The organism is Candidatus Kaiserbacteria bacterium, from assembly GCA_016699245.1.
GTDB lineage: Bacteria > Patescibacteriota > Minisyncoccia > Phycocordibacterales > UBA918 > Damh-18.
Genome location: CP064968.1, coordinates 736,249 through 762,950, shown reverse-complemented (window position 1 = coordinate 762,950; position 26,702 = coordinate 736,249). Strand labels below are relative to the sequence as shown.

The 26,702-nt window shown below is 44.9% G+C and carries 28 protein-coding genes; 21 read left to right on the top strand and 7 right to left on the bottom strand.

What is annotated here, in order from left to right:
* Positions 1-14: 14 nt before the first annotated feature.
* The 4 genes from IPH92_03840 to nusA form a co-directional block, all read right to left on the bottom strand.
* Entirely contained in the window at positions 15-380 is a 366-nt protein-coding gene (locus IPH92_03840) for a hypothetical protein (GenBank protein ID QQR64667.1), read from the bottom strand.
* A gap of 21 nt (positions 381-401) precedes the next feature.
* Positions 402-1,016 (bottom strand): hypothetical protein, encoded by a 615-nt coding sequence (locus IPH92_03835; GenBank protein ID QQR64666.1) that lies wholly within the window; start codon positions 1,014-1,016, stop codon positions 402-404.
* A gap of 118 nt (positions 1,017-1,134) precedes the next feature.
* Complete coding sequence (locus IPH92_03830) at positions 1,135-1,659, bottom strand: inorganic diphosphatase (protein QQR64665.1); 525 nt, start codon at positions 1,657-1,659, stop codon at positions 1,135-1,137.
* Between the two features lie 42 nt (positions 1,660-1,701).
* Positions 1,702-2,898, bottom strand: coding sequence for a transcription termination/antitermination protein NusA (gene nusA, locus IPH92_03825; protein ID QQR64664.1), 1,197 nt, complete (start codon positions 2,896-2,898; stop codon positions 1,702-1,704).
* Between the two features lie 420 nt (positions 2,899-3,318).
* Between nusA and IPH92_03820 the strand changes: the two genes are divergently transcribed.
* From IPH92_03820 to IPH92_03775, 10 genes are all read left to right on the top strand, one after another.
* Complete coding sequence (locus IPH92_03820) at positions 3,319-5,067, top strand: type II/IV secretion system protein (protein ID QQR64663.1); 1,749 nt, start codon at positions 3,319-3,321, stop codon at positions 5,065-5,067.
* Between the two features lie 9 nt (positions 5,068-5,076).
* Entirely contained in the window at positions 5,077-6,306 is a 1,230-nt protein-coding gene (locus IPH92_03815) for a type II secretion system F family protein (GenBank protein ID QQR64662.1), read from the top strand.
* A gap of 1 nt (position 6,307) precedes the next feature.
* Positions 6,308-8,104, top strand: a complete 1,797-nt coding sequence (locus IPH92_03810; GenBank protein QQR64661.1) for a prepilin-type N-terminal cleavage/methylation domain-containing protein — start codon at positions 6,308-6,310, stop codon at positions 8,102-8,104.
* Complete coding sequence (locus IPH92_03805; GenBank protein ID QQR64660.1) at positions 8,101-8,724, top strand: hypothetical protein; 624 nt, start codon at positions 8,101-8,103, stop codon at positions 8,722-8,724. Before IPH92_03810 ends, IPH92_03805 begins: the two co-directional genes overlap by 4 nt.
* Before the next feature lie 2 nt (positions 8,725-8,726).
* Positions 8,727-10,136, top strand: coding sequence for a hypothetical protein (locus IPH92_03800; GenBank protein QQR64659.1), 1,410 nt, complete (start codon positions 8,727-8,729; stop codon positions 10,134-10,136).
* Positions 10,137-10,218: 82 nt separating this feature from the next.
* Entirely contained in the window at positions 10,219-10,989 is a 771-nt protein-coding gene (locus IPH92_03795) for a triose-phosphate isomerase (protein QQR64658.1), read from the top strand.
* A 6-nt stretch (positions 10,990-10,995) separates the two neighbouring features.
* Positions 10,996-12,123, top strand: a complete 1,128-nt coding sequence (locus IPH92_03790) for a phosphoglycerate kinase (protein QQR64657.1) — start codon at positions 10,996-10,998, stop codon at positions 12,121-12,123.
* Positions 12,124-12,301: 178 nt separating this feature from the next.
* Entirely contained in the window at positions 12,302-13,303 is a 1,002-nt protein-coding gene (locus IPH92_03785; protein QQR64656.1) for a hypothetical protein, read from the top strand.
* Positions 13,304-13,339: 36 nt separating this feature from the next.
* Complete coding sequence (locus IPH92_03780) at positions 13,340-13,672, top strand: hypothetical protein (GenBank protein QQR64655.1); 333 nt, start codon at positions 13,340-13,342, stop codon at positions 13,670-13,672.
* A gap of 97 nt (positions 13,673-13,769) precedes the next feature.
* The gene (locus tag IPH92_03775; GenBank protein QQR64654.1) at positions 13,770-14,270 is read left to right on the top strand and encodes an 8-oxo-dGTP diphosphatase; all 501 of its coding nucleotides are present in this window, start codon (positions 13,770-13,772) and stop codon (positions 14,268-14,270) included.
* 26 nt (positions 14,271-14,296) lie between these two features.
* Here IPH92_03775 and IPH92_03770 read toward each other — a convergent pair whose 3' ends face one another.
* Positions 14,297-14,707, bottom strand: a complete 411-nt coding sequence (locus IPH92_03770; protein QQR64653.1) for an HIT domain-containing protein — start codon at positions 14,705-14,707, stop codon at positions 14,297-14,299.
* A gap of 83 nt (positions 14,708-14,790) precedes the next feature.
* On the opposite strand from IPH92_03770, the gene recJ reads away from it, so the two are divergent.
* The 3 genes from recJ to IPH92_03755 all read left to right on the top strand — a co-directional run bounded on the left by recJ (position 14,791) and on the right by IPH92_03755 (position 19,263).
* The gene (gene recJ, locus IPH92_03765) at positions 14,791-16,509 is read left to right on the top strand and encodes a single-stranded-DNA-specific exonuclease RecJ (protein ID QQR64652.1); all 1,719 of its coding nucleotides are present in this window, start codon (positions 14,791-14,793) and stop codon (positions 16,507-16,509) included.
* A 408-nt stretch (positions 16,510-16,917) separates the two neighbouring features.
* Positions 16,918-17,628 carry a ribonuclease HI gene (gene rnhA, locus IPH92_03760; GenBank protein ID QQR64651.1) on the top strand — a complete coding sequence of 237 codons (711 nt, stop codon included), beginning with the start codon at positions 16,918-16,920 and terminating at the stop codon, positions 17,626-17,628.
* A 21-nt stretch (positions 17,629-17,649) separates the two neighbouring features.
* Positions 17,650-19,263 (top strand): ComEC/Rec2 family competence protein, encoded by a 1,614-nt coding sequence (locus tag IPH92_03755; GenBank protein QQR64650.1) that lies wholly within the window; start codon positions 17,650-17,652, stop codon positions 19,261-19,263.
* 396 nt (positions 19,264-19,659) lie between these two features.
* On the opposite strand, the gene IPH92_03750 is transcribed toward IPH92_03755, so the two are convergent.
* Positions 19,660-20,262, bottom strand: a complete 603-nt coding sequence (locus IPH92_03750) for a superoxide dismutase (GenBank protein QQR64649.1) — start codon at positions 20,260-20,262, stop codon at positions 19,660-19,662.
* Between the two features lie 213 nt (positions 20,263-20,475).
* On the opposite strand from IPH92_03750, the gene IPH92_03745 reads away from it, so the two are divergent.
* Positions 20,476-21,381, top strand: coding sequence for a hypothetical protein (locus IPH92_03745; protein QQR64648.1), 906 nt, complete (start codon positions 20,476-20,478; stop codon positions 21,379-21,381).
* Between the two features lie 81 nt (positions 21,382-21,462).
* Positions 21,463-22,332, top strand: a complete 870-nt coding sequence (locus tag IPH92_03740; protein ID QQR64647.1) for an MBL fold metallo-hydrolase — start codon at positions 21,463-21,465, stop codon at positions 22,330-22,332.
* On the opposite strand, the gene rpmB is transcribed toward IPH92_03740, so the two are convergent.
* A complete protein-coding gene (gene rpmB / locus IPH92_03735) occupies positions 22,325-22,567 on the bottom strand; it encodes a 50S ribosomal protein L28 (GenBank protein QQR64646.1) in 243 nt (80 codons plus the stop codon). The two genes, IPH92_03740 and rpmB, sit on opposite strands and share 8 nt — an antisense overlap.
* Before the next feature lie 138 nt (positions 22,568-22,705).
* On the opposite strand from rpmB, the gene IPH92_03730 reads away from it, so the two are divergent.
* The 6 genes from IPH92_03730 (at position 22,706) to IPH92_03705 (ending at position 26,645) form a co-directional block, all read left to right on the top strand.
* Positions 22,706-23,338, top strand: coding sequence for a site-2 protease family protein (locus IPH92_03730; protein QQR64645.1), 633 nt, complete (start codon positions 22,706-22,708; stop codon positions 23,336-23,338).
* Between the two features lie 260 nt (positions 23,339-23,598).
* Positions 23,599-24,015: a 30S ribosomal protein S12 gene (gene rpsL / locus IPH92_03725; GenBank protein ID QQR64644.1), complete on the top strand. Its 417-nt coding sequence runs from the start codon at positions 23,599-23,601 to the stop codon at positions 24,013-24,015.
* Between the two features lie 175 nt (positions 24,016-24,190).
* Positions 24,191-24,664: a 30S ribosomal protein S7 gene (gene rpsG, locus IPH92_03720; protein QQR64643.1), complete on the top strand. Its 474-nt coding sequence runs from the start codon at positions 24,191-24,193 to the stop codon at positions 24,662-24,664.
* A 308-nt stretch (positions 24,665-24,972) separates the two neighbouring features.
* Positions 24,973-25,248, top strand: coding sequence for a hypothetical protein (locus tag IPH92_03715; protein QQR64642.1), 276 nt, complete (start codon positions 24,973-24,975; stop codon positions 25,246-25,248).
* Between the two features lie 14 nt (positions 25,249-25,262).
* Positions 25,263-26,315, top strand: a complete 1,053-nt coding sequence (locus tag IPH92_03710; protein ID QQR64641.1) for a glycoside hydrolase family 15 — start codon at positions 25,263-25,265, stop codon at positions 26,313-26,315.
* 6 nt (positions 26,316-26,321) lie between these two features.
* Complete coding sequence (locus IPH92_03705; protein QQR64640.1) at positions 26,322-26,645, top strand: hypothetical protein; 324 nt, start codon at positions 26,322-26,324, stop codon at positions 26,643-26,645.
* Positions 26,646-26,702: the final 57 nt, after the last annotated feature.

The window sequence follows — 26,702 nt, the reverse complement described above, 5'->3', positions numbered from 1 at the left end:
TTTTTTTGTTCCTTTTAAAACCGCTCAACTACAGGTATTTCTAACGACGCATTTAGTTCTGCATCGATAGTGGTAAGGTCGGTATCGAGTGCTTCGAGATTGCTACTTCCTAAATCTGCCTCAATAGCACTGAGTTCATCTGAAGTACTTACGGTCTCCAAAATTGCTTGGTCGGCGGCAGCACGCGGGGTTTCAGGTTCATTATTAACAGGGATATCGATCTCGATTACGGCCTCTTGATTGAGTTTGCTTCCCCAGAGAGATAATCCTCCTAAAATAAGAATAAGAGTAAGAATAAGTGCTCCAAGTATGGGGCCAAGATGTTTGTGGTGAGATACATTAATATTTTCAGTCGCTCGCATTTCGTTTGTATCGGTCATAAAATAAAAATTAGTCTATAACTATTCCGCGGTTTCTTGAGAAGTGCTTGCGGTTACTGCATCACGCACTTCATTTCCTGACTCATGAGTGCGTATTGCCTCTTTAAGTATTGTCACTGTATCAATAAGAAGTATATGGCTCTCACGCACCAAGTCTCGCACCGCAACAAGCTCAACGCGAATAGCTCTAAAAGATTCTCGCGGAGAATCACCCCGAATTGCACTACTTACTGAGGGGGTATTTTTTAGTTTTGTATTACCGGCTTCGATAGCACGTCGCGCCTCTTGAAGTCGGGATTGCGCTGTTCCTGTGTCGACACCAAGAGTTGTTAATTTATTAATACGAGTCTCAAGGCGAGTTGCGATATTACTCATTCTGTCGAGTGCTGCGGTAAGTCGTGTCGTGACATTGCTCGCAAGGTTAATGATGCGGTCTTGTGCACGACTCTCAAGCACTCCATGACGCTCTTCACGTATCTCTGCGCGTTCTTCTGCTCGGTCGCTTACACGTTCGACTGCAGGCATCGCTTCTGGGACTTCTTCATCTGCTATCGCGTGTGTAATGCCCACACAGGTCACACAACCAAAACCGAGTACAGCGAGAAGGGTGAGATCGAGTGCATTAATTTTTTTCATAGCACTATTCTAACAGGATTATGATGGTAACAAACAATGTGAGTCTGTTCACGTTGATGTACATAGTATAAAACAACCGCGAACAAAGGTCGCGGTTTTTTTATACAGAGAGTGGGTATTACGCTGTTTTATCTGCCTTGTACATTTCTACACTTTTGGTAAATGCTTCACGGGCAACGTCCTTTCCATGCCATTCTCCTACCGATACTTCTTTGTTTTGAATTTTTTTGTATGTTTCAAAGAAATGAGTCATTTCTTTGATGAAGTGTTTGTTGAGGTCAGTTATGTCTTGTACCTCAGCAAAACGTGGATCATCAACGGGTACTGCGACAATTTTGTCGTCGCGATCGCCACCATCAATCATTTCCATAATTGCGACGGGACGTGCCTTTACGAGAATACCAGGCATAAGTGGGTGGGTGGTAAGGAGCACTACATCGAGTGCGTCACCATCATCAAAGAGAGTTTGTGGTACGAAACCATAATCGAACGGATAATCCTGTGCGGTGTGCATGACACGATCGAGCGCGATAATGCCCGTTTCCTTATCAATTTCGTATTTATTCTTTGAGAACTTTGGGATTTCGATAATGACGTTCATTACATCCGCGGTTCCTGGGGCAATATCATGAAGTAGATTCATAGTATTTATTCTTTATTATGATTAGACTTTTAGTAACAGTAACTACACTTCTTCGGTTGCGACCACTGCTTCTGCTGTAGGTTGGCTCGAAACAATATCAATCTTCCATCCAGTGAGTTTTGCGGCGAGGCGTACGTTTTGTCCTCCACGACCAATCGCGAGCGATTGTTGGTCGGGAGCTACGGTGACGATTGCATGTCCGCGATTGTCTTCGTTACTCGTACCTGCTTCACTTTTGATTTCGACACTGAGTACCTGTGCAGGAGAGAGCGAATCTTCAATAAATTCAGAAGCTTTTTCTGACCATTCAATGATGTCGATTTTTTCTCCACCGAGTTCACTCATGACTGTAGATACACGTACACCACGCTGACCTACCATAGAACCCACAGGGTCTATGTGATCATCATGTGCACAGACTGCCACCTTTGAGCGTGAACCCGCTTCACGTGCGATTGCCTTTATTTCCACTGAACCACTTTGAAGTTCAGGTGCTTCAATCTCAAAAAGTTTCGCAAGAAAATCAGGATGTGAACGAGAGAGTTTGAGGAAAATACCGCGTGGAGTCTCATCGACCGCAACAAGAAGTGCACGAATGCGCTCTCCCGGACGGAAACGTTCCCCAGGGATTTGCTCGTCGTATGGCATAACGCCCGTTACACGTCCGAGGTCGATATAGAGATTGCCACGTTCGAAACGCTGCATATGGCCGATGATAATATCCCCCTCCTTCTGACCAAACTCTTTGAGTGCGGATTCTTTCTCCGCTTCACGAATTTTTTGAATAATAACCTGCTTTGCAGTCTGTGCAGCGATACGGCCAAAATCATCCTTAGGCTCGAGCGGGAAAATGAGTTCATCACCTACGGTGACGTCTTTCTTAATCATACGCGCATTCTCAATAAGAATGTGCTTTTCAGGATCAAAACGTACACGAAGGTCACCATCGACAACAGGCTCTTCTTCAACGGCTCGTCGTTCGTCTCCCTCTGCTTCATGGTCAACTTGTTCATCAATACGAACTGTCGTGTCGTCGGCAACAATTTTAATCTGATTGAATACGGTGGCTCCTGACGCTATATCAAAATGAGCGCGGATAATCTGGCCACGCTTCCCAAACTCTTTTTTGTATGCAGTTGCAAGCGATTGTTCAATCGCGTCAATCATCTTCTCACGCGCAATACCGCGTTCGTCCTCCATTTGGTCTAAGACTGAGTTAATTACCTTTAAGTCAAACATAAGTATTATGATAAGAGTATTCTCTTTTAATGGCTACCTAAATATTATTGAATAGGGGTCCTTCTTATCGTTCGACAGAACGCCTAACAGAAGCTGTTCAGGTTGTATGATACTTTCTCCCTTTCGGTCGAAATTATCGACAACCTCTTGCGCGACCAAATTTTCAGGGAGTGTAACGACCATGAAAATTGAAGTACTCTTGTGGTGAAAGTGCCCAGCACTTTCTCACCCCTTATTTTATAATTTTGCAACAAAAATGCCGGCCGCATGGCCGACTCCTATCGCATATCGAGTATAGCGAAAACACTCCATATGTCAATCATGGATGCTATGCACACATGACGTAAATAAAAAACACGATACGGGGGAGGGGTGATGGTATACTACGTTTGTAACTGCTCTTTGTGAGCATTGGAGGCAATGCGTATACAAGATACACAACTCAAGCGTTTTGTGATGGATTCGGGTTTGGTAACCCGAAAGGATATTGATGCTGCCGAAAAAGTAGCAATAGAAGAAAAGCGTACTCTTGCTGAGGCACTCATTTCAAGTGGAACAATGTCCGAGGATGATTTGCGACGCGTGGAATCATATGTACTCGGCGTACCCTTTTTGGCACTCAACGGCATAAAAATCCCTTTTGAAGTCCTTTCGCTCATCCCTGAACCTGTGGCCCGAAATCATAATATTATTGCCTATCGCAAGGCTGATGATGTTCTTGAGGTTGCTATGCTCGATACTGCCGACCTTCCGGCAATCGACTTTGTAAAGAAAAAGGTGGGACTCAAAATTCTTCCACGTCTCACCGACACCGAATCAATGAAGTATGCACTTCAGCAATATCAAAAAACCCTCAAGGATGAATTTGGTGACTTGATTGCAAAGGAGTCCTCCGCGCTTCGTATTCTTGCTGAAGATGGCGGGGAAGAAGCATCGGAAGAAGACTTGAAAAAGATGGCAGAAGATTTGCCCGTTGTGCGTATCGTGGATACACTCCTTCATCACGCTATTATTCAATCAGCATCTGATATCCATATTGAACCAATGGAGAATGAACTCCTCGTTCGCTATCGTATTGACGGTATCCTCCATGATGCAATGTCTCTCCCCAAGCATGCGGCACCTACCATTTCTGCGCGTATTAAGGTCCTTTCAAATTTGAAACTCGACGAAAAGCGTTTACCGCAAGACGGACGCTTTAAAATGGAGATGGATGGACAAAAAGTGTCGTTTCGTGTTTCTATCCTCCCTATTTTCTTTGGAGAAAAGCTCGTTATGCGCCTTCTCCGCGAAGGGCGTTCAGGCTATACCCTTGAAGGACTCGGATTTCACGGTCAGGCGCTTGAGCGTATTTACGCTGCCACAAAGCAAACAACGGGAATCATTTTGGTTACGGGCCCTACAGGTTCTGGTAAGACCACGACGCTCTATACTGTGCTCGATATTTTAAACACACCCGAGGTAAACATTTGTACCATCGAAGATCCTGTCGAATACCAGATGGCACGAGTGAATCAGACGCAAGTAAAGCCTGAAATTGGATTCTCATTTGCAAATGGACTGCGCTCACTTATGCGCCAAGATCCCGACGTCATTATGGTGGGAGAAATTCGTGACCAAGAAACGGCATCACTCGCCATTAATGCGGCCCTCACAGGACACTCCGTACTTGCCACGGTGCACACCAATTCCGCTTCAGCGACAGTAGCGCGTCTTGTCGATATGGGGGTAGAGACATTCCTTCTCGTATCCACACTGCATGTGGTGGTGGGGCAACGCCTCGTACGCCGTCTTACCGACTCTAAAGAATCCTACACACTGAGCGCCACTGAGCGTGCACAGATTGAAAAACACGTCGACATGGACCGAATTCTTGATGCACTCAAGAAAGAAGGAGTAGTGAAAAGTAACGCAACATGGAACAGTATTCCATTTTATCGGGCAAAGGAAGGTCCAGAGGATGATGGCTACAAGGGGCGTATTGGCATTCATGAAGTGCTCCACGTGTCACCGAGCATCAAAGAGATCGTCCTTGCCTCAGGTACCGCAGACGCTATTGAAGCACAGGCGCGTAAAGAGGACATGCTCACCATGCTCGAGGACGGTATCTACAAAGCGGCACTGGGACAAACAAGTATTGAAGAAGTACTTCGTGTTATTTCTGAGTAATGTGTTCCTATGGAAAAATTCACGTATACAGGCACCACAAAAGACGGAGAAAAAATAACCGAGACTGTTGAGGCGGTTGATAAATATGCGGTGTATGAAATCGCGCGTACGAGTGGTCATGTGGTCACGAATATACAGGAACAGGGGAAATTTTCGCTCGCGCGCTTCCTTAACATAGAGCGTATCAACTATTACCTCAGTCGCGTCAAAGCAGACGAGCTGGTGATGACAACACGCAACCTATCCTCGATGCTTAAAGCCGGACTCCCGCTTTCACGCGCTCTTTCAGTGATTGAACGTCAATCGAAAAATCCTCGCTTGAAAGGGGTAATGGTACATGTTCGCGAAAGTATCAACAAAGGTGACCCGTTTCATGAAGCGCTCAAAGCATTTCCCGGAACCTTTTCACGTTTGTATGTAGCGATGGTGCGTGCTGGTGAGGAGAGTGGAGGAATGGTGCCGGCACTGCAAACTATCGCGATGCAACTCGAACGGTCATCAAATCTCAAGAAAAAAATCAAAGGAGCAATGATGTATCCCACCATTGTTCTTTCGGTCATGTGTATTATTGGTGTTCTCATGATGATTTTTGTAGTGCCCACCCTTACGGAGACCTTCACAAAGTCTGGCACTGAACTCCCGAGTAGCACACAATTTGTTATCAGCGTGAGTGATTTTGTCACGAATCACAGCGCAATGGCAATCCTCGGCTTTGTTACTTTTGTGGGGAGTATCATTGGTATCAGTAAGACTACTTTTGGAAGGAAAGGTCTCCATTTTATTTTTATCCACTTACCGGTAATTGGAAACATAGTGAAGCAAACCAATTCCGCCTATACCGCACGCACACTCTCATCCCTTCTTTCATCGGGTGTTGATGTAATTAGCGCCATTAATATAACCGAAGATGTACTCCAAAATGTGTACTACAAGCGTGTTTTGAAAGAGGCAGCGCTCCATGTAGAGAAAGGGAGTCCACTTTCTGAGACATTTATTGCCCACGAGGAGATTTATCCTATTCTGGTAGGTGAGATGATCTCTGTTGGAGAGGAAACGGGTCAAATCTCACAAATGCTTACAGAAATTGCTGTTTTCTATGAAACTGAAGTTGAACAAAAGACCAAAGACCTCTCAACCATCATCGAACCAATACTCATGGTGGTCATTGGTGCTGGTGTTGGATTCTTCGCCCTTGCGATGATTGCACCTATCTACTCGCTCTCAGATAGTATTGGTTAGTATGAACAATAAACGCACATGTGCAGGAATTACACTCATTGAAGTGATTGTTGCGACAACGATTTTTCTCATGATTGCCCTCGCTTTGTACGAAACTTTTTCGACTGTTGTTCGAGTAGCCCTCGTGTCACAAAATAAAGTTACTGCAACTGCTCTCGCAAATGAACAAATGGAAATCATACGAAACCTTTCCTATGAGGATGTTGGTATTCAAGGAGGTCTTCCGAATGGTAGTATTCCACACATCCAGACACTTACACGTGATGGTGTTGAATTTACGGTTACCACAGTAATACGTAATATTGACGATCCTTTTGATGGACAGATTGGAAGTAGTACGAAAAATGATCTTTCACCATCTGACTATCGACTTGCTGAACTTACTATCGATTGTGCGTTTTGTAAGGACTTTGCGCCAATGTCCTTTACATCGCATATTGGCCCACGCGGTCTCGAAACATCTTCAACAAACGGTGCTCTCTTTATACACGTGTTTGATGCAGCGGGGCAGGCGATTCAGGGGGCTGATGTGCATATCGAAAACAATGTCGCCACGACCTCTATTGTTATTGACGATACCACAAATAATGATGGGTATGTGCAAATTATTGATGCACCACCAGGCATCAATGCATACGAGATTTCCGTATCGAAGCCAGGGTATTCGAGCGAGCGCACGTACATGATTGGTGACGTTGCAAATCCAAATCCCTCAAAACCTCACGCAACGGTAGTGTCCCAGCAACTGTCGCAGGTGAGTTTTTCTATTGATACGGTGAGTGAATTTGAGGTGACGAGTATGACCGATACCTGTACGCCTGTCGGCAATATAGATTTTAGTCTTACCGGAGAAAAAATTATCGGCACAACACCACCGGATGTTATAAAATTTTCACAAGCGTATTCAACGAATGGTGGAGGATTAGAAACAGTTCCAGATCTTGAATGGGACACGTATCATCTTGATGTGGCTGACGTAACCTATGACTTAGGAGGAACCATTCCATCATTGCCATTTACACTTAATCCCGATACACACCAAAACATATCGCTTATCGTCGTCCCCAAAAATCCACGCACACTCTTAGTAACCGTAAAGGATGTGGGTACAGGCCTCCCTATTTCGGGTGCGACCGTACGTCTTCAAAAGAGCGGGTATGATGTTACCAATATAACAGGACGAGGGTATATGTCACAAACTGACTGGTCGGGGGGAGATGGGCAGAGTATGTATACCAATGCAACCGAATATTTTGAAGATGACACCGATATTGAAAATATAAATCCCGTAGGGCAAGTACAATTAAAAGAGACCTTCGGTGCCTTTGCAGGGAATGGTACACTAACATCATCTACATTTGATACTGGAACGAGTAGCGCATTTAAGCAGATTCTCTTGCAACCACAATCACAGCCACCAGAGACGGGAGCAGATAGCGTCCGCATACAAGTTGCTACCAACAATGATATGACCACATGGGATTTTAAAGGACCCGATGGGACTCTGGGAACATATTATGATGTCACGAACACGGATATTCATGCAGTACATACAGGAGACCGCTATATCCGATATAAACTATTCCTTGCTACTGCAAGTAGTACCTGGACACCAACGGTATCTGATGTGGCATTTACGTTTACATCAAATTGTACTCCACCAGGACAGGTGTTGTTTACGGGGATTGGTGCCGGCACGTATACATTGACGGTTACTTCATCAGGGTACCAGGTGTATACCAAGTCGATTACGGTGAGTAATAACTGGACACACGAGGAAGTACTTCTTTTACCATGAGCACTATACAATCATCTCGCAAAAATCTAGGCTTTTCCCTTGTTGAAATACTTGTGGTACTTGGTATCGCGGTACTCATTGGTCTTATAGCCACAAAGCTTCTCATAGACATGTTTAGTGTGAATCGAAGCGTATCTGCATCGCTTTCACAGACAGGAGAAGGGCGTCGCGCGATAAAGACGATGACTGCTGAACTACGTACAGCATCCCCATCGAGTGTCGGTGCGTATGCACTCGAGCAGACAGGGACATCGTCACTCATATTCTATAGCGACATAGACAGTGATAGTGAAAAGGAGCGTATACGATATTTTCTCCAGAGCGGTGTGCTCATGCGTGGGGTGATCAATGCAACAGGAAGCCCTTTGGTATATAACGTCGCCAACGAAATGCGTACGGAGCTCGTGCACGCAGTCAAAAATAGTACTACCACTCCACTTTTCTCATACTACAATGAGACATATGCGGGTACGAGTACACCACTCGTTGAACCCTTTAACATCTCGGTAGTACGACTTGTCAAAATCTATATAGTGGCCGATACGAGTTCTTCAGCCTCTTCGACACCAGACATCTATACAACACAGGTTAATCTTCGTAATCTAAAAGACAATCTATGAGCATGCATACCTACAAAACAAAGGGATATGTTCTCATACTGGTACTCGTGTGTGCTTCAATCGGTGTGGTACTTTTAGGTGGTTTGGTACGATGGGGCATTACCGATGTTATTGCAACACAACGAATGTCCGATCGCGAGCAAGCAATTCAAATAGCAGAGGCGGGTATTGATTATTATCGTTGGCACCTTGCACACGCACCTCTTGATTTTATGGATGGGACTGCAACTTCGGGCCCGTATGTTCATTCGTTTCGTGATAAAGACGGCAACATTATTGGAGATTTCTCACTCCAAATCGTACCACCACCACTTGGATCAACAGTGGTGATTGTTACTTCAACAGGGAGGACCTTGGAGGGAGTGCAACGTTCACTCAGAGTCCAGTTTGCAAAACCATCAATTGCAAAATATGCGGTTGTTGCAAATAGCATGATGCGATTTGGAGCGGGAACGGAAGTGTTTGGGCCTATTCATTCAAATCAAGGATTGCGATTTGATGGTGTTGCACATAACTTGGTTACGAGTGGGGTAGCTACCTATGATGACCCCGATCACTCCGGAGTAAATGAGTATGGAGTTCATACTCACGATTTTCCCACTGACCCACTACCACCGACCGCCGTCCCCTCAAGAGCTGATGTATTTGAAATTGGACGTACATTCCCCGTACCCTCAATTGATTTTGGGGGGATTACCTCAAATTTGTCACAATTAAAATCAAATGCGCAGGCAAGTGGGTTTTATAGACCGGGCTCGGGCTCGCTCGGATATCATGTTGTGTTGAAAACAAATGATACATTCGATTTGTATCGCGTGACCAGTATGACGAATGCACCAGGGGGATGTAATAACAGTGCCGGACAATCAGGATGGGGAACATGGAGTGTTCAAAACCAAGTATTGCTTGGTAATTACGCCTTTCCGAGTAATGGCATTCTCTTTTTTGAGGATCATGTATTTGTGAATGGACAAATTAATAGTGCTCGTCTCAATATAGTATCTGCGGTCTTGCCAGACAATGCAGCAACACGAAAAAACATCATCATTAATAATGATGTACTGTATACGAAATATGATGGTACAGACACCATTGGTCTTATTGCACAAGGAAACGTACTTGCGGGGATGGTGAGTGAAAATGATTTGCGAATTGATGCTGCGCTCATAGCGCAGAATGGCTTGGTAGGAAGACTTTATTATGAGTCAGACTGTTCCCCCTATGACGATCGTTCGACCCTAACACTTTGGGGGATGATTGCCACTAATTTGCGCTACGGATTTGCATATACCGATAATACAGGCTACGCAACGCGTAATATCAATTATGATGGGAACTTGCTGTATTCACCACCACCGGGTTTTCCTCTTACCGGAGATCAATATGTGACGGTATTCTGGGAAGAGATATAGCATACATTTTGAGGAAAGCGCTCTCTGCCTATAGGCAGAGAGCGCTTTCCCTCTAATCCCCCCTGCATGGTAGAATAAAAGTATGAAAAAAGGCATTCTCCCGCTCGTCGTTGGGAACTGGAAGATGAATCCGCAGTCTATTTCGCTTGGGGCGAAACTAGCAACCGAACTCAAGAAAAAGTTACAATCTGTAAAAGATGTGGAGATAGTTATCGCACCATCTTACGTACATCTTTCTGGCGTACAAAAGGTGCGAAGTGGAAGTGATATTTTTGCTCTCGGTGCGCAGAATGTGCACCCAGCAAAACTAGGCCCCCATACGGGCGAAATTTCATTACCCTTACTTCAGGACTTAGGAGTATCGCATGTGATTCTCGGGCATTCAGAAAGGCGAGCACTCGGAGAAAAAGATCCGCTCATCAATGAAAAACTCGTGGCGGTGATAAAGGCTGGCCTTACGGGCATTTTGTGTGTTGGCGAAGGTCATCGAGACCACAGTGGCCATTATCTCAACACTATTGAGACACAAGTCAGGAAAGGTCTTGCTCTTCTTTCGAAAGCAAAATTAGGGCAGGTCGTCATTGCATACGAACCTCTCTGGGCTATTGGGAGTGGAAAAAATGCTACTGCAGAAGATATTCACGAAATGAAACTTTTTATTGAAAAAATACTTTCTGACCTTTATGGGCGTAATATAGCGCAAAAAGTGCGTATTATTTACGGTGGCTCGGTCACTGCACAGAATGCACAAGCACTTCATGCAGACGGTATGATGGACGGCTTCTTGGTAGGGGGGGCAAGTTTGCATCCTGATGAGTTTACGCACATTGCTAAGGCGGTGCGTACTATGTAAATATCTATGAAAAAAATACATTCGGTCATGGAGATATCTGACGTTCGCGGGAAACATGTATTGGTGAGGGTTCCTTTCGATGTTCCTATGATTGATGGAGTGATACAAAGTGACTTTAGAATTGTTCGTGCATTGCCTACTATCACACATCTTATGCTCGGAGGGGCGAAAGTGGTACTTCTCACCCATCTTGGCAGAAATCCTAAAACGACACTTGAGGTGCTCGCACAAGCGCTTCAGGAATATGTCCCTATTACGTATGTACCTGCGTTGTTGGGGTCGGTGGTCACAGATGCACTAGCAAAAATGGAGGAAGGGGAAGTGGTACTTCTCGAGAATTTACGTTCACACGAAGGAGAAGAAAAAAATGATGCCGCTTTTGGAGCAATGCTTGCTTCATACGGTGAGTATTATGTGAACGATGCGTTTGCGGTGTCTCATCGACCACACGCATCAATCGTTGGTATCCCAAAATACATTCCAAGTTTTGCAGGCGTCTCATTTTTAGATGAATACACCGAACTTTCGAAAGTGCTCAAGCCCCACAGTCCGTCACTTTTTATTCTTGGGGGTGCTAAATTTGAGACAAAGGAACCACTTGTTGAGGAATATTCTAGAGACTACACACACACATTCATTGGGGGTGCTCTCGCGAATGATTTTTTGAAAGGGAAAGGTTTCCCTGTGGGGGAGTCACTTCTTTCTTCTGTTGATATGAAGGGGAATTTGCTTCTCGAACGAGAAAGTATTATTTTGCCCGTCGATGTCGTGGTTGGTGGAGAGCATGGTAAGCGTGAGGTGCTTGTCGAGCACGTTCAATCTGACGAGAAAATTCTCGACGTCGGTCCCCGCTCGGTGGATGCACTCGCACCTTTTATCAGAGAAGCAGAAACGATTGTGTGGAATGGGCCTCTTGGTAACTACGAAGGAGGATTTGACGATGCCACGAAGCGTTGTGCCGAAATGATTGCTACAAGCGACGCATACTCGGTGGTGGGTGGAGGTGACACCGTGACTGCTATTGAGTCACTCGGTATAACGGAATCATTTGGATTTGTTTCAACCGCAGGTGGTGCGATGCTCGACTTTTTGGAACACAAGACTCTTCCAGGAATTGAAGCATTGAAACAATAGAAAATAGAAAAAAGAAAATTAAAATGAGGGTGTAGCAATTATTAACTGCGTAATATAGAGAATGGTTAGTACCGTTACACGCGCTATCCCACTTCTTCATATTGCCTCCATGTGCGGGGGGGGGGTTACACTTATCAGTAATATTGGGTTAATTAACATTAGACACACTCCACCATATATGAATAAAGCACTCCTTCGCTATACACTAACCACCGTTGTCTCCTTAGCACTTGTCGTTACTGTCGTATCAGCATGGACTGGTCCTTGGACGCCACCACCACCAGACCCAACATCACAAAATGTTTCTGCGCCTATTAATGTGGGGCCAGATAGTCAAACAAAAGTAGGTAAAATAAATACCGCATCAACAGTTGCTTTAGATGTAGGCACGACACTGGTGACGAAGGATTATGTTGATAATAGAGCAATCAATAAAAGACGAATCGTCTTTACGTCTACTCAAGATTGGGTAGTGCCTTCAAATGTGACTAGTGCAGAGGTGACAATGGCAGGTGGAGGAGGGAGTGGTGTTGGGTGGAGAGTAGTGAACGCGGTTTTTGCCGGTCATTCAGGGGGGTATGTATTTTCACATCCAATTTCGCTCACACCAGGAGAGACAATTCATATTCAGGTCGGAAGAGGTGGTAGGGGTAGTGCGGTGGTTAATACTGGAGTCCTCGCAGACCGTGGAGCACCTTATTATATATACACATACCCAAGCGATGATGATGGTCTTGGTGGTTATCCCGGATCTTCATCGAAGATTACCTCAAGTGTGAGCGGTACATTACTTGAGTGTTCAGGGGGGAGTGGTGCATACGTCGGGGGCGTGGATACGTACCTGGGCGGTATTTATACTGTTGCTGGTCATGTGGACGGCGCAATAGTAGGAGGTGGTACGCCAGCATATTCATCACCAAACAGGGTTGCTACAGGTTCATTTGTGGCAGGAAATGGTCCTGGTGCTTGTGGTCCAAGTTTGTATGGAATTGGAAATAGAGGTCCAATTCAGTGGGCTGTATCCTCAGGCATTTATCCAGGCGGCACAACCCCATTCGGATATGGTTCTGGAGGTAGTGTGTTCCGTAGCGGATGTCATACAACCGCTAGCTATGTGGGTACATGTACAAATTCAGACGTAGGACGTGACGGTGTTGTTATATTAGATGTCATAGAGTAACCTAAATTTTATTTTGTGAACCAATCAACGCGTACTATGTGTAAAGTATCGATAGGGATTATCGTCCTTGTCGTTATTTTGTATGCTATTCTCTTTTTTGTTAATACATATTACCGTGGCATGTATAATAACAAAGATATTCAAATTTCAGACATACCACAAAATGAAACAGAAGAGCAAATAGATGGAGACTATCAAAATTTTGAAATTTTGGGCTCAACAACTGATGAGCAGGTACAAGCAACATCAGGAATGCCTATGATAGTACCGTCTCTCGAAAATAATGCAGCAACGACAAGTTTATATAACGATGATTTGACACCAAAAACGCAAAAAACAGAAATTATAATTGATCTGTTACCGAAATAACACTATTCACTAATTTAGTATAACCTAAATGATCGCTCGACTTTTTGGAACATAAAACTCTTCCGGGGATAGAGGCATTGAAACAATAAAAGAAAGTATGAAAAAATACACACTCGCGTTTTTGCAAAGGAATGGAGAGATTTGTCTTGCAATGAAAAAACGGGGGTTCGGAGAGGGGAATTGGAATGGGTACGGTGGCAAGGTCGAAGATGAGGAGTCAATCGAAACTGCAACGGTGCGAGAAATACAGGAAGAATCAGGGGTGGTAGTTAAAGAGAGTGATCTTGAAAAAGTCGCAATCACTGAATTTCTTTTTGCAGACGGGAAACATCTTGAGGTGTATACGTTCTTTGTCGATAGGTGGGAAGGAGAACCAGTTGAAACCGAAGAGATGCGACCGCAGTGGTTCACGCACACTGAAATCCCGTTTGAAAAGATGTGGGCCGATGATGAGTACTGGCTTCCACGAGCTCTCAAAGGTGAGAAGCTTCGTGGAAAGGTATGGTTTCAAGAGGACGGAAAAAGTATTGAAAAAATGGAGTGGAAGGAAGTAATGGATTTTGATGAGAAGGAGTTGGAATTGAAATCAGAATTCTGATTTTCCAATACTTAAAAAAGCGATTGCTATGCAATCGCTTTTTTAAGTATCTCTGCCAAGTGAGCGCCTTCGCCATCAGTATATGCTTCATGGGAGGCCCTCACGAAAGCTTCAAAACGGGCAAATCGGGGAATTACATGTATGTGCGCATGGGGAATATCTTGGTCTGCCTCATGACCATTATTCATCTGGAGGTTTACTCCTTTTGCACCGAGGGTTGCTACTTGTGCCCGCGCAATTTTTTGTGCAACTTCGACCATGTGGCTAAGTGTCATTGTGTCGCAATCAAAAATATTTTCATAAGCTACTTTTGGCACCACAAGCGCGTGACCTTTCTTGATGGGGTTAATGTCGAGAAACGCAAGCACGTGTTCGTCCTCATATATAATGTCTGCAGGAATTTCTTTGCTGATGATTTTAGTGAAAATAGTACTCATGCACGTAATGGTATCAAAAAGCATTCACTCCGCAAAATACTCTTTTAGGACACATGTGGTTTGCGTGCTAAAATCACTTCACTATGACGAATCCTAAAATTCGTGCACCGCGCCCTATTCCCCCAGAGGTGAGCGATACACTTCGAATATATGACACGTTTGTACAGCAACTTTTATTTCATCGAGGCATTATCGATGCAGAGAGTGCAGAAAAATTTCTTAATCCCGATTATGAGACTCATCTGCATAGCCCCTTTCTTCTCACTGACATGGAAAAGGCAGTGGAACGAGTACTTCGTGCTATTAAAAACAATGAGCATATTGTTATTTATACCGACTATGATTGTGATGGAATTCCAGGGGGTGTGTTACTCCATGACTTTTTCACCGCGATTCTGTATACCAATTTTGAAAATTATATTCCCCACCGGCACGAGGAGGGATATGGTTTCAATGTGGACTCTGTGGCGAAGTTTGTAGAACGAAAGGCCGAACTTATCATTACCGTGGATTGTGGTATCACCGACCATAAGGCGGTGGACGCAGCAAATGTTGCAGGTATCGATGTAATTGTGACCGACCACCATGAGCCGAGTGCCACACTTCCGAATGCCTATGCAGTGATTAATCCAAAGCGCAACAACGCGTACCCTTTTCAGGGGATTTGCGGGACGACGGTGGCTTTTAAACTCGTGCAAGCAATTCTTATTCGCGGTAAAGAAAATGGTAGCATTACGCTAAAAGATGGATGGGAAAAATGGTGGCTCGACCTTGTGGGTATTGCGACTGTGGCAGATATGATGCCACTTATGGATGAAAGCCGTGTACTCGCACGCTATGGACTTTCGGTATTGCGTAAATCAAAACGCCCTGGCATACAGCAGTTGCTCTACAAAGCAGGAGGAAGCCAAGCACATCTGACCGAAGATGATATTGGATTTACTATTGCACCGCGCATCAATGCCGCATCGCGCATGGACGACCCTGAGGATGCTTTTCATATGCTTCGAACAAAAGATGAAGGGGAGGCGGGGATGTATGTCGCACATCTTGAAAAACTCAATAACGAGCGTAAGGGAGTAGTAGCGAGTATGACCAAAGAAGCTAAAAAGCGCATGGGTCAACTTTCTCTGATTCCTTCGGTGATTGTGATGGGAAATCCTGAATGGCGTCCGTCACTCGTGGGGCTGGTAGCGAATGCACTTGCAGAAGAGTATGGGAAACCCACATTCCTTTGGGGACGTGATGGAAAGGGAATCATTAAAGGCTCATGCCGGAGTGAGGGGACATCGAGCATTGTGCATATTATGGAGCAGGCGAAGGATTCATTCCTTACCTTCGGGGGGCACCATGCGTCGGGTGGATTTTCGGTCAGTCATGATGCAATTCATACCCTTCCTGAAGCACTCGTCCGTGCGCACGATGAACAAAGCAGCACCCCGCACGAATCAGACATACTTCAAGTGGATGCTCGTATTACACTTAGTGATATTACCGACACACTCATGCGCACACTCGACACCTTTGCCCCCTTTGGTGTGGGGAATCCAAAACCAATTTTTGAAATTGTGGAAGCAGTGCCCGAGAGTGTTTCGATTTTTGGAAAAGCACAAAATCACACAAAACTTCGTTTCAAAACAGAAAATGGATTTCAGGATGCCATTGCTTTTTTTCGTCTCCCATCCAGTTTTTCAGTGGTGCCAGAAAAGGGGAATATCTATACTCTCATTGGACATATTGAGAAATCGTATTTTATGGGCAGGCAGGAGATACGTATTCGTATTATTGATATTGTGAAGTGAGGATATGGAGCAGGTATCTTACGCAATACAGAAGGATTCATGATGGCATGATAAAGGCCCGCGGTGATTTGCGGGCCTTTTGCAAGATTCTTACTTTTGAACCTTGATGTACTGCAGATGTACTCCAGTAGGATAGTCTTTTGATGCGGGAATGTGAATGGCCCTTCCAATAGGGACAGCATTTGGCCTAGAAGAAGGATTGATCACTTCGCTCGCTTTACCCTCACCAAGAGAAAAGCGATCAAATATACTTTCATTCTCGTTTGTACTCATTTTTACTCCTCGTTGATGTTCCAAAAGGAATCATACAGAAATATTTTTATGCGTCAATGTTATACTGTGGTACACATATTCGGTAGAAGGTGAATTGATAGAGCATAACGATAATTGTGGACATATATATAGACCATGAAACTTTCTGATAAAGATACACAGACGACAATCTATTGTGACGGGAGTGCTATTGGGAATCCAGGCCCTGGGGGGTGGGGCTTCACGGTACTTCATGGAGACCATGCGTATGAAGGGGGTGGGGATGCTCCGCACACCACTAATAATCGCATGGAACTTACTGCGTCACTCATGGCACTCAGAAGTTGCAAGCCAGAGACAACACTCACCCTCAAAACCGACTCGCAGTACGTAATTAACGGCATCACCAAGTGGGTTTTTGGGTGGGAAAAAAATGGATGGCAAACAAAAGAAAAAAAAGATGTACTCAATAAAGATATTTGGCAAGAACTCTTCACAGAGGTGAAGAAGCATACGGTGACGTGGGAACATGTGCGGGGACATGAAGGGGTCGCACTCAATGAGCGTGTCGACATGATTGCAAATGGGTATGCACGCAAGGAGGTGGTGCAATTATTCAAGGGTACCAAACATGCATATGATGCATTCCTCAGTACAATGCCAAAGGCGCGCGTGGTTTCAAAGTCATCCTCAAAAACAAAAAAGACTGGTCCCGCGTATGCATACGTTTCACTCGTCGAAGGAAAAGTGCTCTCACAGAAAACATGGGCAGAGTGTGAAGCGCGTGTGAAAGGTAAAAAGGCAAAATTCAAAAAAGTTTTTTCAAAAGAAGAGGAGATGACTTTGAAGGCAGAGTGGGCAGGGTAGTGCAGAGGGAGAAAGTGCGATATGCAAAATACAATTTTTTATACAATTGGTATAGCATTCACGAGCGGAATTTTTATCCGCTCGTTTTTTGATATTGGCTATGAGGGCGCTGCACTCGTTCTTCTTATCGGGGTCGCGTGCTTGGTTGCGTGGCGTATTAAGACTTCTCAATTTGATGCGCCACTTTTTTTCTGTGCGCTCATATTTATTTCTACTTCGCTTGGTCTGTTTCGTCTAGGATATGCAGAAACGTACGAATCTCCCCTTCGTGCACAGGAGGAAACGAATGTGGTAATTCATGGAGTTATCGCACGTGAACCAGAGTATCGGGCGAAGACTATTCATCTCTACGTAAAGCCAGATACTGAAGAAAGTAATGAACTCGTCTTGGTAACTGCAGACAGATTTCTGTTTGCAAAAGAGGGAGTTTCGTATGGAGATGTCGTACACGCTGAGGGTGTTCTTAAAAAACCAGAAGCATTTGAGGCAGATGGTGGGCGTACTTTTGACTACCCTGGGTACCTTCGTGCAAAAAATGTCTTCTACACACTCCCCTATGCGAAGGTACATATTGAGAAAAGTGAAACAAACTCATTTCTCAGGGGTCTCTACCATGGAAAGAGTGCATTCATGGATGCTCTCGAGCGTGCGGTGCCCGAGCCAGCTGCTGGATTGGGAGAGGGAGTGCTTCTCGGCGTGAAGCGTGCGCTCGGAGAAGATCTTGAGCGAACGTTTCGTGAGACCGGCATCATTCATATTGTTGTACTCTCGGGGTACAACATCATGATTGTGGTCGAGATTATCACGTACGTCCTCGCATTTCTTTTCTTTCCACGAACGCGCATGTTTCTTGGTATAGGGCTTGTCATTACTTTCGCACTCCTTGTCGGATTTTCATCCACTGTTCTGCGCGCATCTTTTATGGCGATTCTTCTCATTGTGGCACGGGGGACTGGGCGACTGTATGCAGTCATTCGCGCACTCATGCTCGCACTTGTCGGTATGCTTGTGTGGAATCCGTACCTCCTCGTGCACGATCCTGGGTTCCAACTCTCGTTTCTCGCAACGTTGGGGCTTATCCTTTTTTCGCCACACATAGAAAAACGACTCACGTATGTACCAGAAAAGTATGGCATCCGCATGTTTGTGACCGCGACCATCGCGACACAAATTGCTGTTCTCCCACTCATTTTGTACCACATGGGACTTTTTTCCGTAGTGGCACTCGTCGTAAATGTGCTTGTGCTCCCCATGGTGCCTCCCGCCATGGGACTCACATTTCTCACGGGTGTCCTCGGGCTTGTCTCTGTTCCACTCGGTACCCTTTTTGGCTTCTTTGCATACCTTTCGCTTATGTACATTGTGCGCATTGCAGAATTTTTCGGAAATCTCCCGTTTGCCTCATTCTCAGTGAATGCGTTTCCATTTTGGATTGTACTCGTTTCATACGTGCTCGTGGGAGTGGGGTATGTGTATTTCACTCGTGAGAAACAGAACGAAGAAGAGAACCCCTACGCAGGATGGATAATTGAAGAAGAGGTTGAAGGAAAAGAGAAATTAAAAACTAAAAAAGAAAAATCCCGAGAAGCGCAAAGCGCTTCAGGGGATTCCAAGTCTTCTTTTCCGTTTCGGTGATAGACATGCATAAAAAGAAATCGCATCTTCTATTGTGTTTGCATCTCGTTAAAGCTTTCCTTTTCCTGAGGTGCCGGAAAGGGAAGTGAATGGAATTGGTGGATGAGTATTCGTGTCTGCAATTTCATGATGCCAACGCCTCCAGAATACCCACAATAAATCCCCAAACCCGTATGTATGAGCAACGCTTTCCTCATCCATCCCATCTCGGATTCCGATGATAAATCGATGAGTAATATCTGGTCGATTTTTGGATTGTTTTCCAAGTTCCTTTCCAAGATAGTAAAGAATCGCGGAAGATATACTATTGATGAGCTTCACTGTACTTTCCTTTCGTAGTTACAAACAGTCCATAAAGTAGCATAGACACCGGAGCCAATCAATAACACTGAGCAATTATTGTGCGAGTGTTGCGGCAAAGCGGCGTTCAGGGAGTGCCCAGTGTACATTCTTGAGGAATGCTTCGATATATTGCTTTTTCTCTGCGGGGAGATAGTCCACCATGAATGCGTGTTCCCACATGTCCATCGCGAGAATGATAGGGAGCCCACCAAGTTGTCCGAGTTCGTGGTCGGCGACCCATGCGGTGTGGAGTGTATTGTGGAGTGGGTCTGCATAGAGTACTGACCATCCAATACCGCGCATCATACCCACCTGTGTGAAATGGGTGATAAATGCATCTACCGAACCATACTTTTCCGTGACTGCCTGTGCAAGCGGGGATTCGGTATTGAGTGGCAGAGCACCTCCCTCAAATTGCAAGAAATAGTATTCATGCATACGCATACCATTAAATTCAAAGCCGAAGCGACGACGTGTCTCCATAATCGCGTATGCATACTTTTCCTTGTCGAGCAGGGTTAGTTCTGCAATTTGTTCACGAAGAACGTTTACATGTTTTACATATCCCTCGTAGAGTCCGAGATGTGCTTTGATTTGTTTCTCAGAGATTCCTGGTAATTCTGGAAGCGTGAATGTGTGTGGGGTGTATGTGTGCATAAAGTAAGTAGTAGATAATAAATAAGTAAATAAATGACGAAGCGTACTTTTTCTAGTATATCATTTTTAGGGAAGGGAGAGAGATATTAGAGAATGCGTATAGGATTTGACTGTATTGTTGACAGTCACCTGGTGATTCAGTATCTTAGAACGTGGTGGTTCTGCATATGCAGAACCTTTATGTTATAGGACCTTGAAAACAGGAGAGCATCAATGAAGCGCACACCATACCTCAACAATCTTTCTCTTGTCCATCAAGGGGAGATGAAGGAATTATACGCAATTCCGGATCATCCAAACCTTCTTCTCATGGTCGCAACCGATGCTATCAGCACGCATAATATTGTGCACACAACCCCCGTTCCACTGGTGGGGCAGATGCTCACAGCACTGTTGGTGTTTTGGGCACACGGTCCTCTTCAGGGTATACCAACGCATATTTTCAGGTTTGGGAATGAAATTTATAATTACCTTCCTCCGGGAGAATATCCGAGCGACCTCCATCTTTGTGCACTCGTCGTGAAGAAATTGCTCATGGCACCGTACAGGCTCATCTATGTACGACGAATGGTCGGGAGTCTGTGGCATGATTACTACAAAAAAAGGTTGCAAAATCCCTATGGAATCAACTTTTCCAGAGGACTCACATTGATGTCTTCTTTGCCACTTGTTGTATTTGCTCCGAGGGAAAATTGGGGAACTCATAATCCGGCAAACGGAGATAATGTTCGAACTATGCTTTCCCGACATGTTCTTGATCTTGCGTATAAAGTTTATGAAAGAGGAAATAACTTCACTCTGAAAAAGGGAGTTGAAATTGTTAACTTCAGGGCGTTAGTGGGAGTCTGCTCTCACAATGAGATTTCTCTTGGTGGAGAATGGCTTACGAGTAGTTGCTGTCGTTTTGTCGAAAGAAGCAAAATCATTGTCGGAGAAGATCCCCCCTGGGCAGACAGGGAAATCTTCAGAAAGGATGCTGTTCGCCAGTGGGGAGGAAACAAGAGTGGTCCGCCGCTCACCTTTTCTGACGAGGTTGTACGTGCAGGCGTCACAGCGAGCCTCACCTTCTTTGAGCGGATTACTGGTGATTCGCTCAGCACCTTTCAGAACAATTTTTGACCTCAGAGGTCACTTCAGAGCCGGCACTGTGCACATGCACACACCGGCTTTTTTCTTTGACTCATACGATACAATAACGATATGCGAGAACTTCGCCTCCCAACTATTGGTGCACTCATCTCTATTTTTATATTGTCACTTTTTTCTTTAGGGATACGCCCATCTGGAAATAGTGAAAATGAGACACTCAAGGTTTCTTTTCTTGATGTTGGGCAAGGGGACGCAACACTTATTGAGTCTCCTTCAGGGACACAGGTGCTCATTGATGGGGGTGCAGACAGTAGAGTCTTGAGTGTGCTCTCGCGTGAATTGGGATTTTTTGATCGCAGTATCGACATGCTTGTTGCGACACATCCCGACCAAGATCACATTGGCGGTCTTGTCGACGTACTCATTCGCTATGATGTGGACACGGTACTCATGACTGAAAATGAGAACGATACACCCGTCTCTGATGCGTTTCAAAAAATGGTAGAGGAAGAAGGGGCGAGGGTTATCTATGTACGAAATAGACAAGTGTATGACTTGGGAATCGGAAAGGCAGGAAGTACAACGCTCACTATTCTTTTCCCCGATCACGATCCGACGAATATGGAGAGTAACGATTCATCGATAATTTCAAGACTTGAGTACGGTGCAACTTCGTACCTCTTTACCGGGGACTCCCCACAAAAGATAGAGGAGTATCTTGTAGAGCGCGATGGCTCACTTTTGCATAGTGACGTTCTTAAAGTGGGGCATCATGGTTCTCGTACCTCAACATCAGAAATATTTCTTACAACGGTCGCACCCACGTACGCTTTGATTTCTGCTGGAAAAGATAATAAGTATGGACATCCGCACAAAGAAGTGACTGATCTTCTCATCCAGCACGGCATCACCTATAAAAATACTGCCGATCTTGGCAGTATTAATTCAGAGACTGATGGAGTAACCTTTTGGTTTAAATAAGCTTTGCTTTCTTTAGGGTTTCGAATGCGCCATTTTTTGCGATGGTGCGCATTGCCTTTGTGGAGATGGTCATAACGATAGTCTTGCCAAGTTCCGGAACGAAGATTCTCTTCTTCTGGAGGTTTGCCTGGCGACGAACCTTTCCACATGGATTAAACTGCGTCGCACGAGTGCGGTTGCTGTATCGTCCACCAACTTGTGATGTCTTTCCGGTTATTTCACATTGCCTTGCCATATATCGTTTGTTTAGTGTCGCCTATACTACCATGGTTCATTTAAATAGCAAGAAGACATACACGCACCCACTTTGGTAGGAAAAGCGGAATACGGTACAATAGTCACATACTCATAGCACACCTTCAGTACATCTTTTATGCTCGAAATAATTACTTTGGCCATTTTGATACTTTCTATCGTCTTTCACGAGGTTGCTCATGGCTACGCAGCTAACTGGCTCGGAGACCCCACTGCACGCCTCGCAGGACGCTTGAGCGCTAATCCTCTCGTGCATATCGACCCGATTGGCTCTGTGTTGATTCCGGGAGTGCTTTTTTTCATGGGAGCACCATTTCTTTTTGGATACGCAAAGCCAGTGCCGTACAATCCCTATAATTTAAGGAATCAAAAATGGGGTGAATCATTTGTGGCGGCGGCAGGACCCCTTGCAAACTTATTTTTAGCCTTTATTTTCGCCATTTTAATTCGTATGGCGGATACACTGGGGCTCCCTTCTTCTTTTGTCGATATGGCGACGTACGTTGTATTCATCAATATTCTTCTCGCACTCTTCAATGCAATCCCGTTTCCTCCACTCGATGGGTCAAAGATTATTGTGCCATTTCTTCCTCTTCGACTCTCGCTCAAGTACCGTGCCTTGACGCAGTACATTGAGAGACTCGGTTTTGTGGCTCTACTCCTCTGCGTTTTCATATTTATGCAAATTCTCTGGACGCCATTCCAAGCAGCAGTACTCTTTATTTATAATCTCTTTTTGAATTTCCCCTAACTTAATTGAGCATCTCTGCAATTTGGTGGATCGCATGAGATATTGCTTTTTTTCTAAAATGTGTTAAAAATAAGTTTCCCCTCAGTACTGGGAGTCCCCTTCGCTTGTAGGCACAGGCGACATGCGTGTGATTTTCAGTACTTTTGCCCCCCGCAGCAATGCGTGGGGCTTTTTTTGTAAAAAAATGCAGATATCTTGCTCCGTTTATTAAGCGATGCTTGCACATTTCCGTAAATATAGTAGAGTAGCGACACATTTATATGGCAACAATCAATCAATTAACAAAGAAGGGACGAAAGGACCAACCAACCCGAACAAAGAAAGGAGCGCTTCGTTCTGGTTTTAATACCATTATGAATCGTCCAAATGAGTATAGTTCACCCTTTAAGCGTGGTGTCTGTACTCGTGTTACTACCAAGACTCCTCGAAAGCCAAACTCGGCTATTCGTAAAATTGCTCGTGTACGTCTTACCAATCACCAGGAAATTACTGCCTACATTCCTGGTGAAGGACACACACTCCAGGAGCACTCGGTGGTACTCGTACGTGGGGGTCGCGTAAAGGATATTGGTGTGAACTACACCATTGTACGCGGAAAGTATGATGCAACCGGCGTTGATAAGCGACGAGTGTCGCGATCACGGTACGGAGCAAAGCGCCCAAAAGCAGGTAAATAGTTAAAATCATCCCGTCTGCTTTGTCGCGACGTCAGTTTTCTCGGTCACGGTACTGTTGTACCGCTTCCTCCAAAACTTAGTCGCTTCGCGCATCCAGAATAATTTTAACAATTTACAAAACTGCACAAATTAATTAATAGACTATACTCGCTATAGATAATAGATAGGAAAAAATATGCGACGACCAATTAAACGACGAGCACCGCTCGGCAAGGACGAACGATATGATTCAGTAAACGTCTCACGACTCGTGAACTACATCATGGTGAACGGACAGAAGGAGACTGCACGCAAAATCGTATACGCAGCATTTGAAGTAATTAAGAACGCAAAGGAAGGAGGCGGAGACCCTGTAGAAATATTTGAAACTGCTATTCGTAATGCAGGACCACAAATGGAGGTGCGCTCACGCCGTGTCGGTGGAGCAAACTATCAGGTACCTCGTGAGGTTCGCCCCGAGCGACGTCTCGCACTTGCACTTCGTTGGATTATTACTGCCGCGCGCGGACAGAAAGGTAAGCCAATGTTCAAGTCACTTTCATCAGAAATAATGCTCGCTGCAAAGGGAGAAGGAGCAGCCGTAAAGAAGAAGGACGATACCCACCGCATGGCAGAGGCTAACCGAGCCTTCGCCCACTTCGCTTGGTGACCGAAAAATAACGGGCAGAGCCCGTATATTTTTCGAGTCCGTCTGTTTTTTCTCCCCCCGGAGAAAAAACAGACGTCTCCAGACTCTGTAGCGACTCCATTTCCTTACTGCGTTAAAAGCCCGAAATTTTTGTTCACCGTACGTTGAGTACGGCTCACAAAAATTTCGGGCTTTTGCCTTGTACTGCACTAGAAAATAACATCTACCAGATTCAATCTTTTTGAATCACCATTAGATGGTTATAAGCATTTTGTGTACTCATTCACGGGCATGATACAATTATCGGTATATTAGGATAATGTGTTTCTATGGAGGGAATATCACGTGTTGAAAGTGCAGAAAATACTCAGATGTGGCGAGAATTGAAGGAGCAGGCACCTGAAAAAGCCAAGGAAATTATTGCGGGTATTTCTGATTTTGAAACCATGGACGCCGACGAGCAGTGTGCAGTACTAGAAGCACATATAGACAAACTTGTGGATGATAACAAAAATCGGTATCTCGCAAAAGAACTCACACGGAATGTACTAATGATTCGCGGACAAAATGAATTTGATAATCGCATGCGTTCACTTGCTGCATAGTTCTTCTTTTCCGTATGACTATTGATTTCGAAGCAGAGATTCAGGCGCACGTGAATGAGATACGTGCGCTCCGGAAACCAACAGGCGTCTATACGGCGTCTGCATCGAATGTTCACACTGGCTATGATAAAGCGTGGCTGCGTGACAACTACTTCACGGTACTTTGTTTTTTGGAATTGGGTGATATTGAAACAGTAAAAGATACGGCGCGTGCACTCCTTGCGCTTTTTATGAAGCACGCAGAAAAAATTGACTGGGCTATTGAGCACAAGCCATATGAGACATGGCAATACATTCATGCACGTTTTCATCCAGAGTCTTTTGAAGAATATTGGGAGGAGTGGGGTAATCGCCAAAATGATGCAGTGGGCGAAGTCCTTGATTTAATTATGCATCTCGAGATGCGCGGAGAAAGTATTGTAGCAACTGACGCAGAGCGAGCCCTCGTGCAAAAGATTGTGGACTACCTTGTGCGCATAGAATATTGGCACGACTTGGATAACGGTATTTGGGAGGAGGGTATGGAGATACATGCGTCTTCGATTGCAGCGGTAAATGCAGCACTTAAAAAAGCAGCACAGGTGCCATGGCTCACGGTGCCCGAAGGTGTCATTCAAAAGGGAGAGACAGCACTTCGTGCACTCTTACCACGAGAATCAGCAGAAAAGTTTGCTGATCTCGCGCTTCTTTCGATAGTGTACCCATTCCGCGAGGCAACTGAAGACGAGACTGTGGCTATTTTACGCAATGTGGAATATCACCTCACCAAAGATAAGGGGGTAATACGCTACAAAAACGACCGCTACTACAACGCCAATGTTGATGGACATAGTGAGGAGGCGGAATGGTGTATGGGACTTTCATGGCTTGCGATTATTTATGCAGAGCGTGGAGACAAAGCAAAGGCGGAATGGTATCTCATGCATGCAAAGAGTACGATAACCGAAAACGGCAAGATTCCCGAACTCTACTACTCCCATACACATAACCCCAATGAGAACACTCCTCTCGGCTGGGCAGAAAGTATGTATGTCATTGCACTCAAGAAGGTAGAGGAGATGCAGTAGTTTTATATGGCAAAACCAAAAGGCGCTCGCGCCGGAGGAAAGGTAACAGGTTCACACACGACGGTCGTTCCTGCTGCGGGGCTGGTTGTGGATATTGCGGAAAGGAATCCTTTCGTGAAAAAAATAGTGCTCGGATATATCAAGTCAGGACTTCCTACCACAAAGGGACTGCGTCGGGTAAAAATCTCTCTCGAGAGTGCATGTTTGATGCTTGTCGTGCGTGACAACATATCGCAACAGGAAATTATTGTGTATGCAGATAATCTTGAGTTAGTGAAAAGAGAAATAGCAGCGGCGGTTGCAGAACTTGGATTTAAAGTAGTGGGGTAAAATAAAGCGTTTGTCTGTTTAAGAAAGTCATGCACTTTGCGCGGGGTTTTCTGTGTC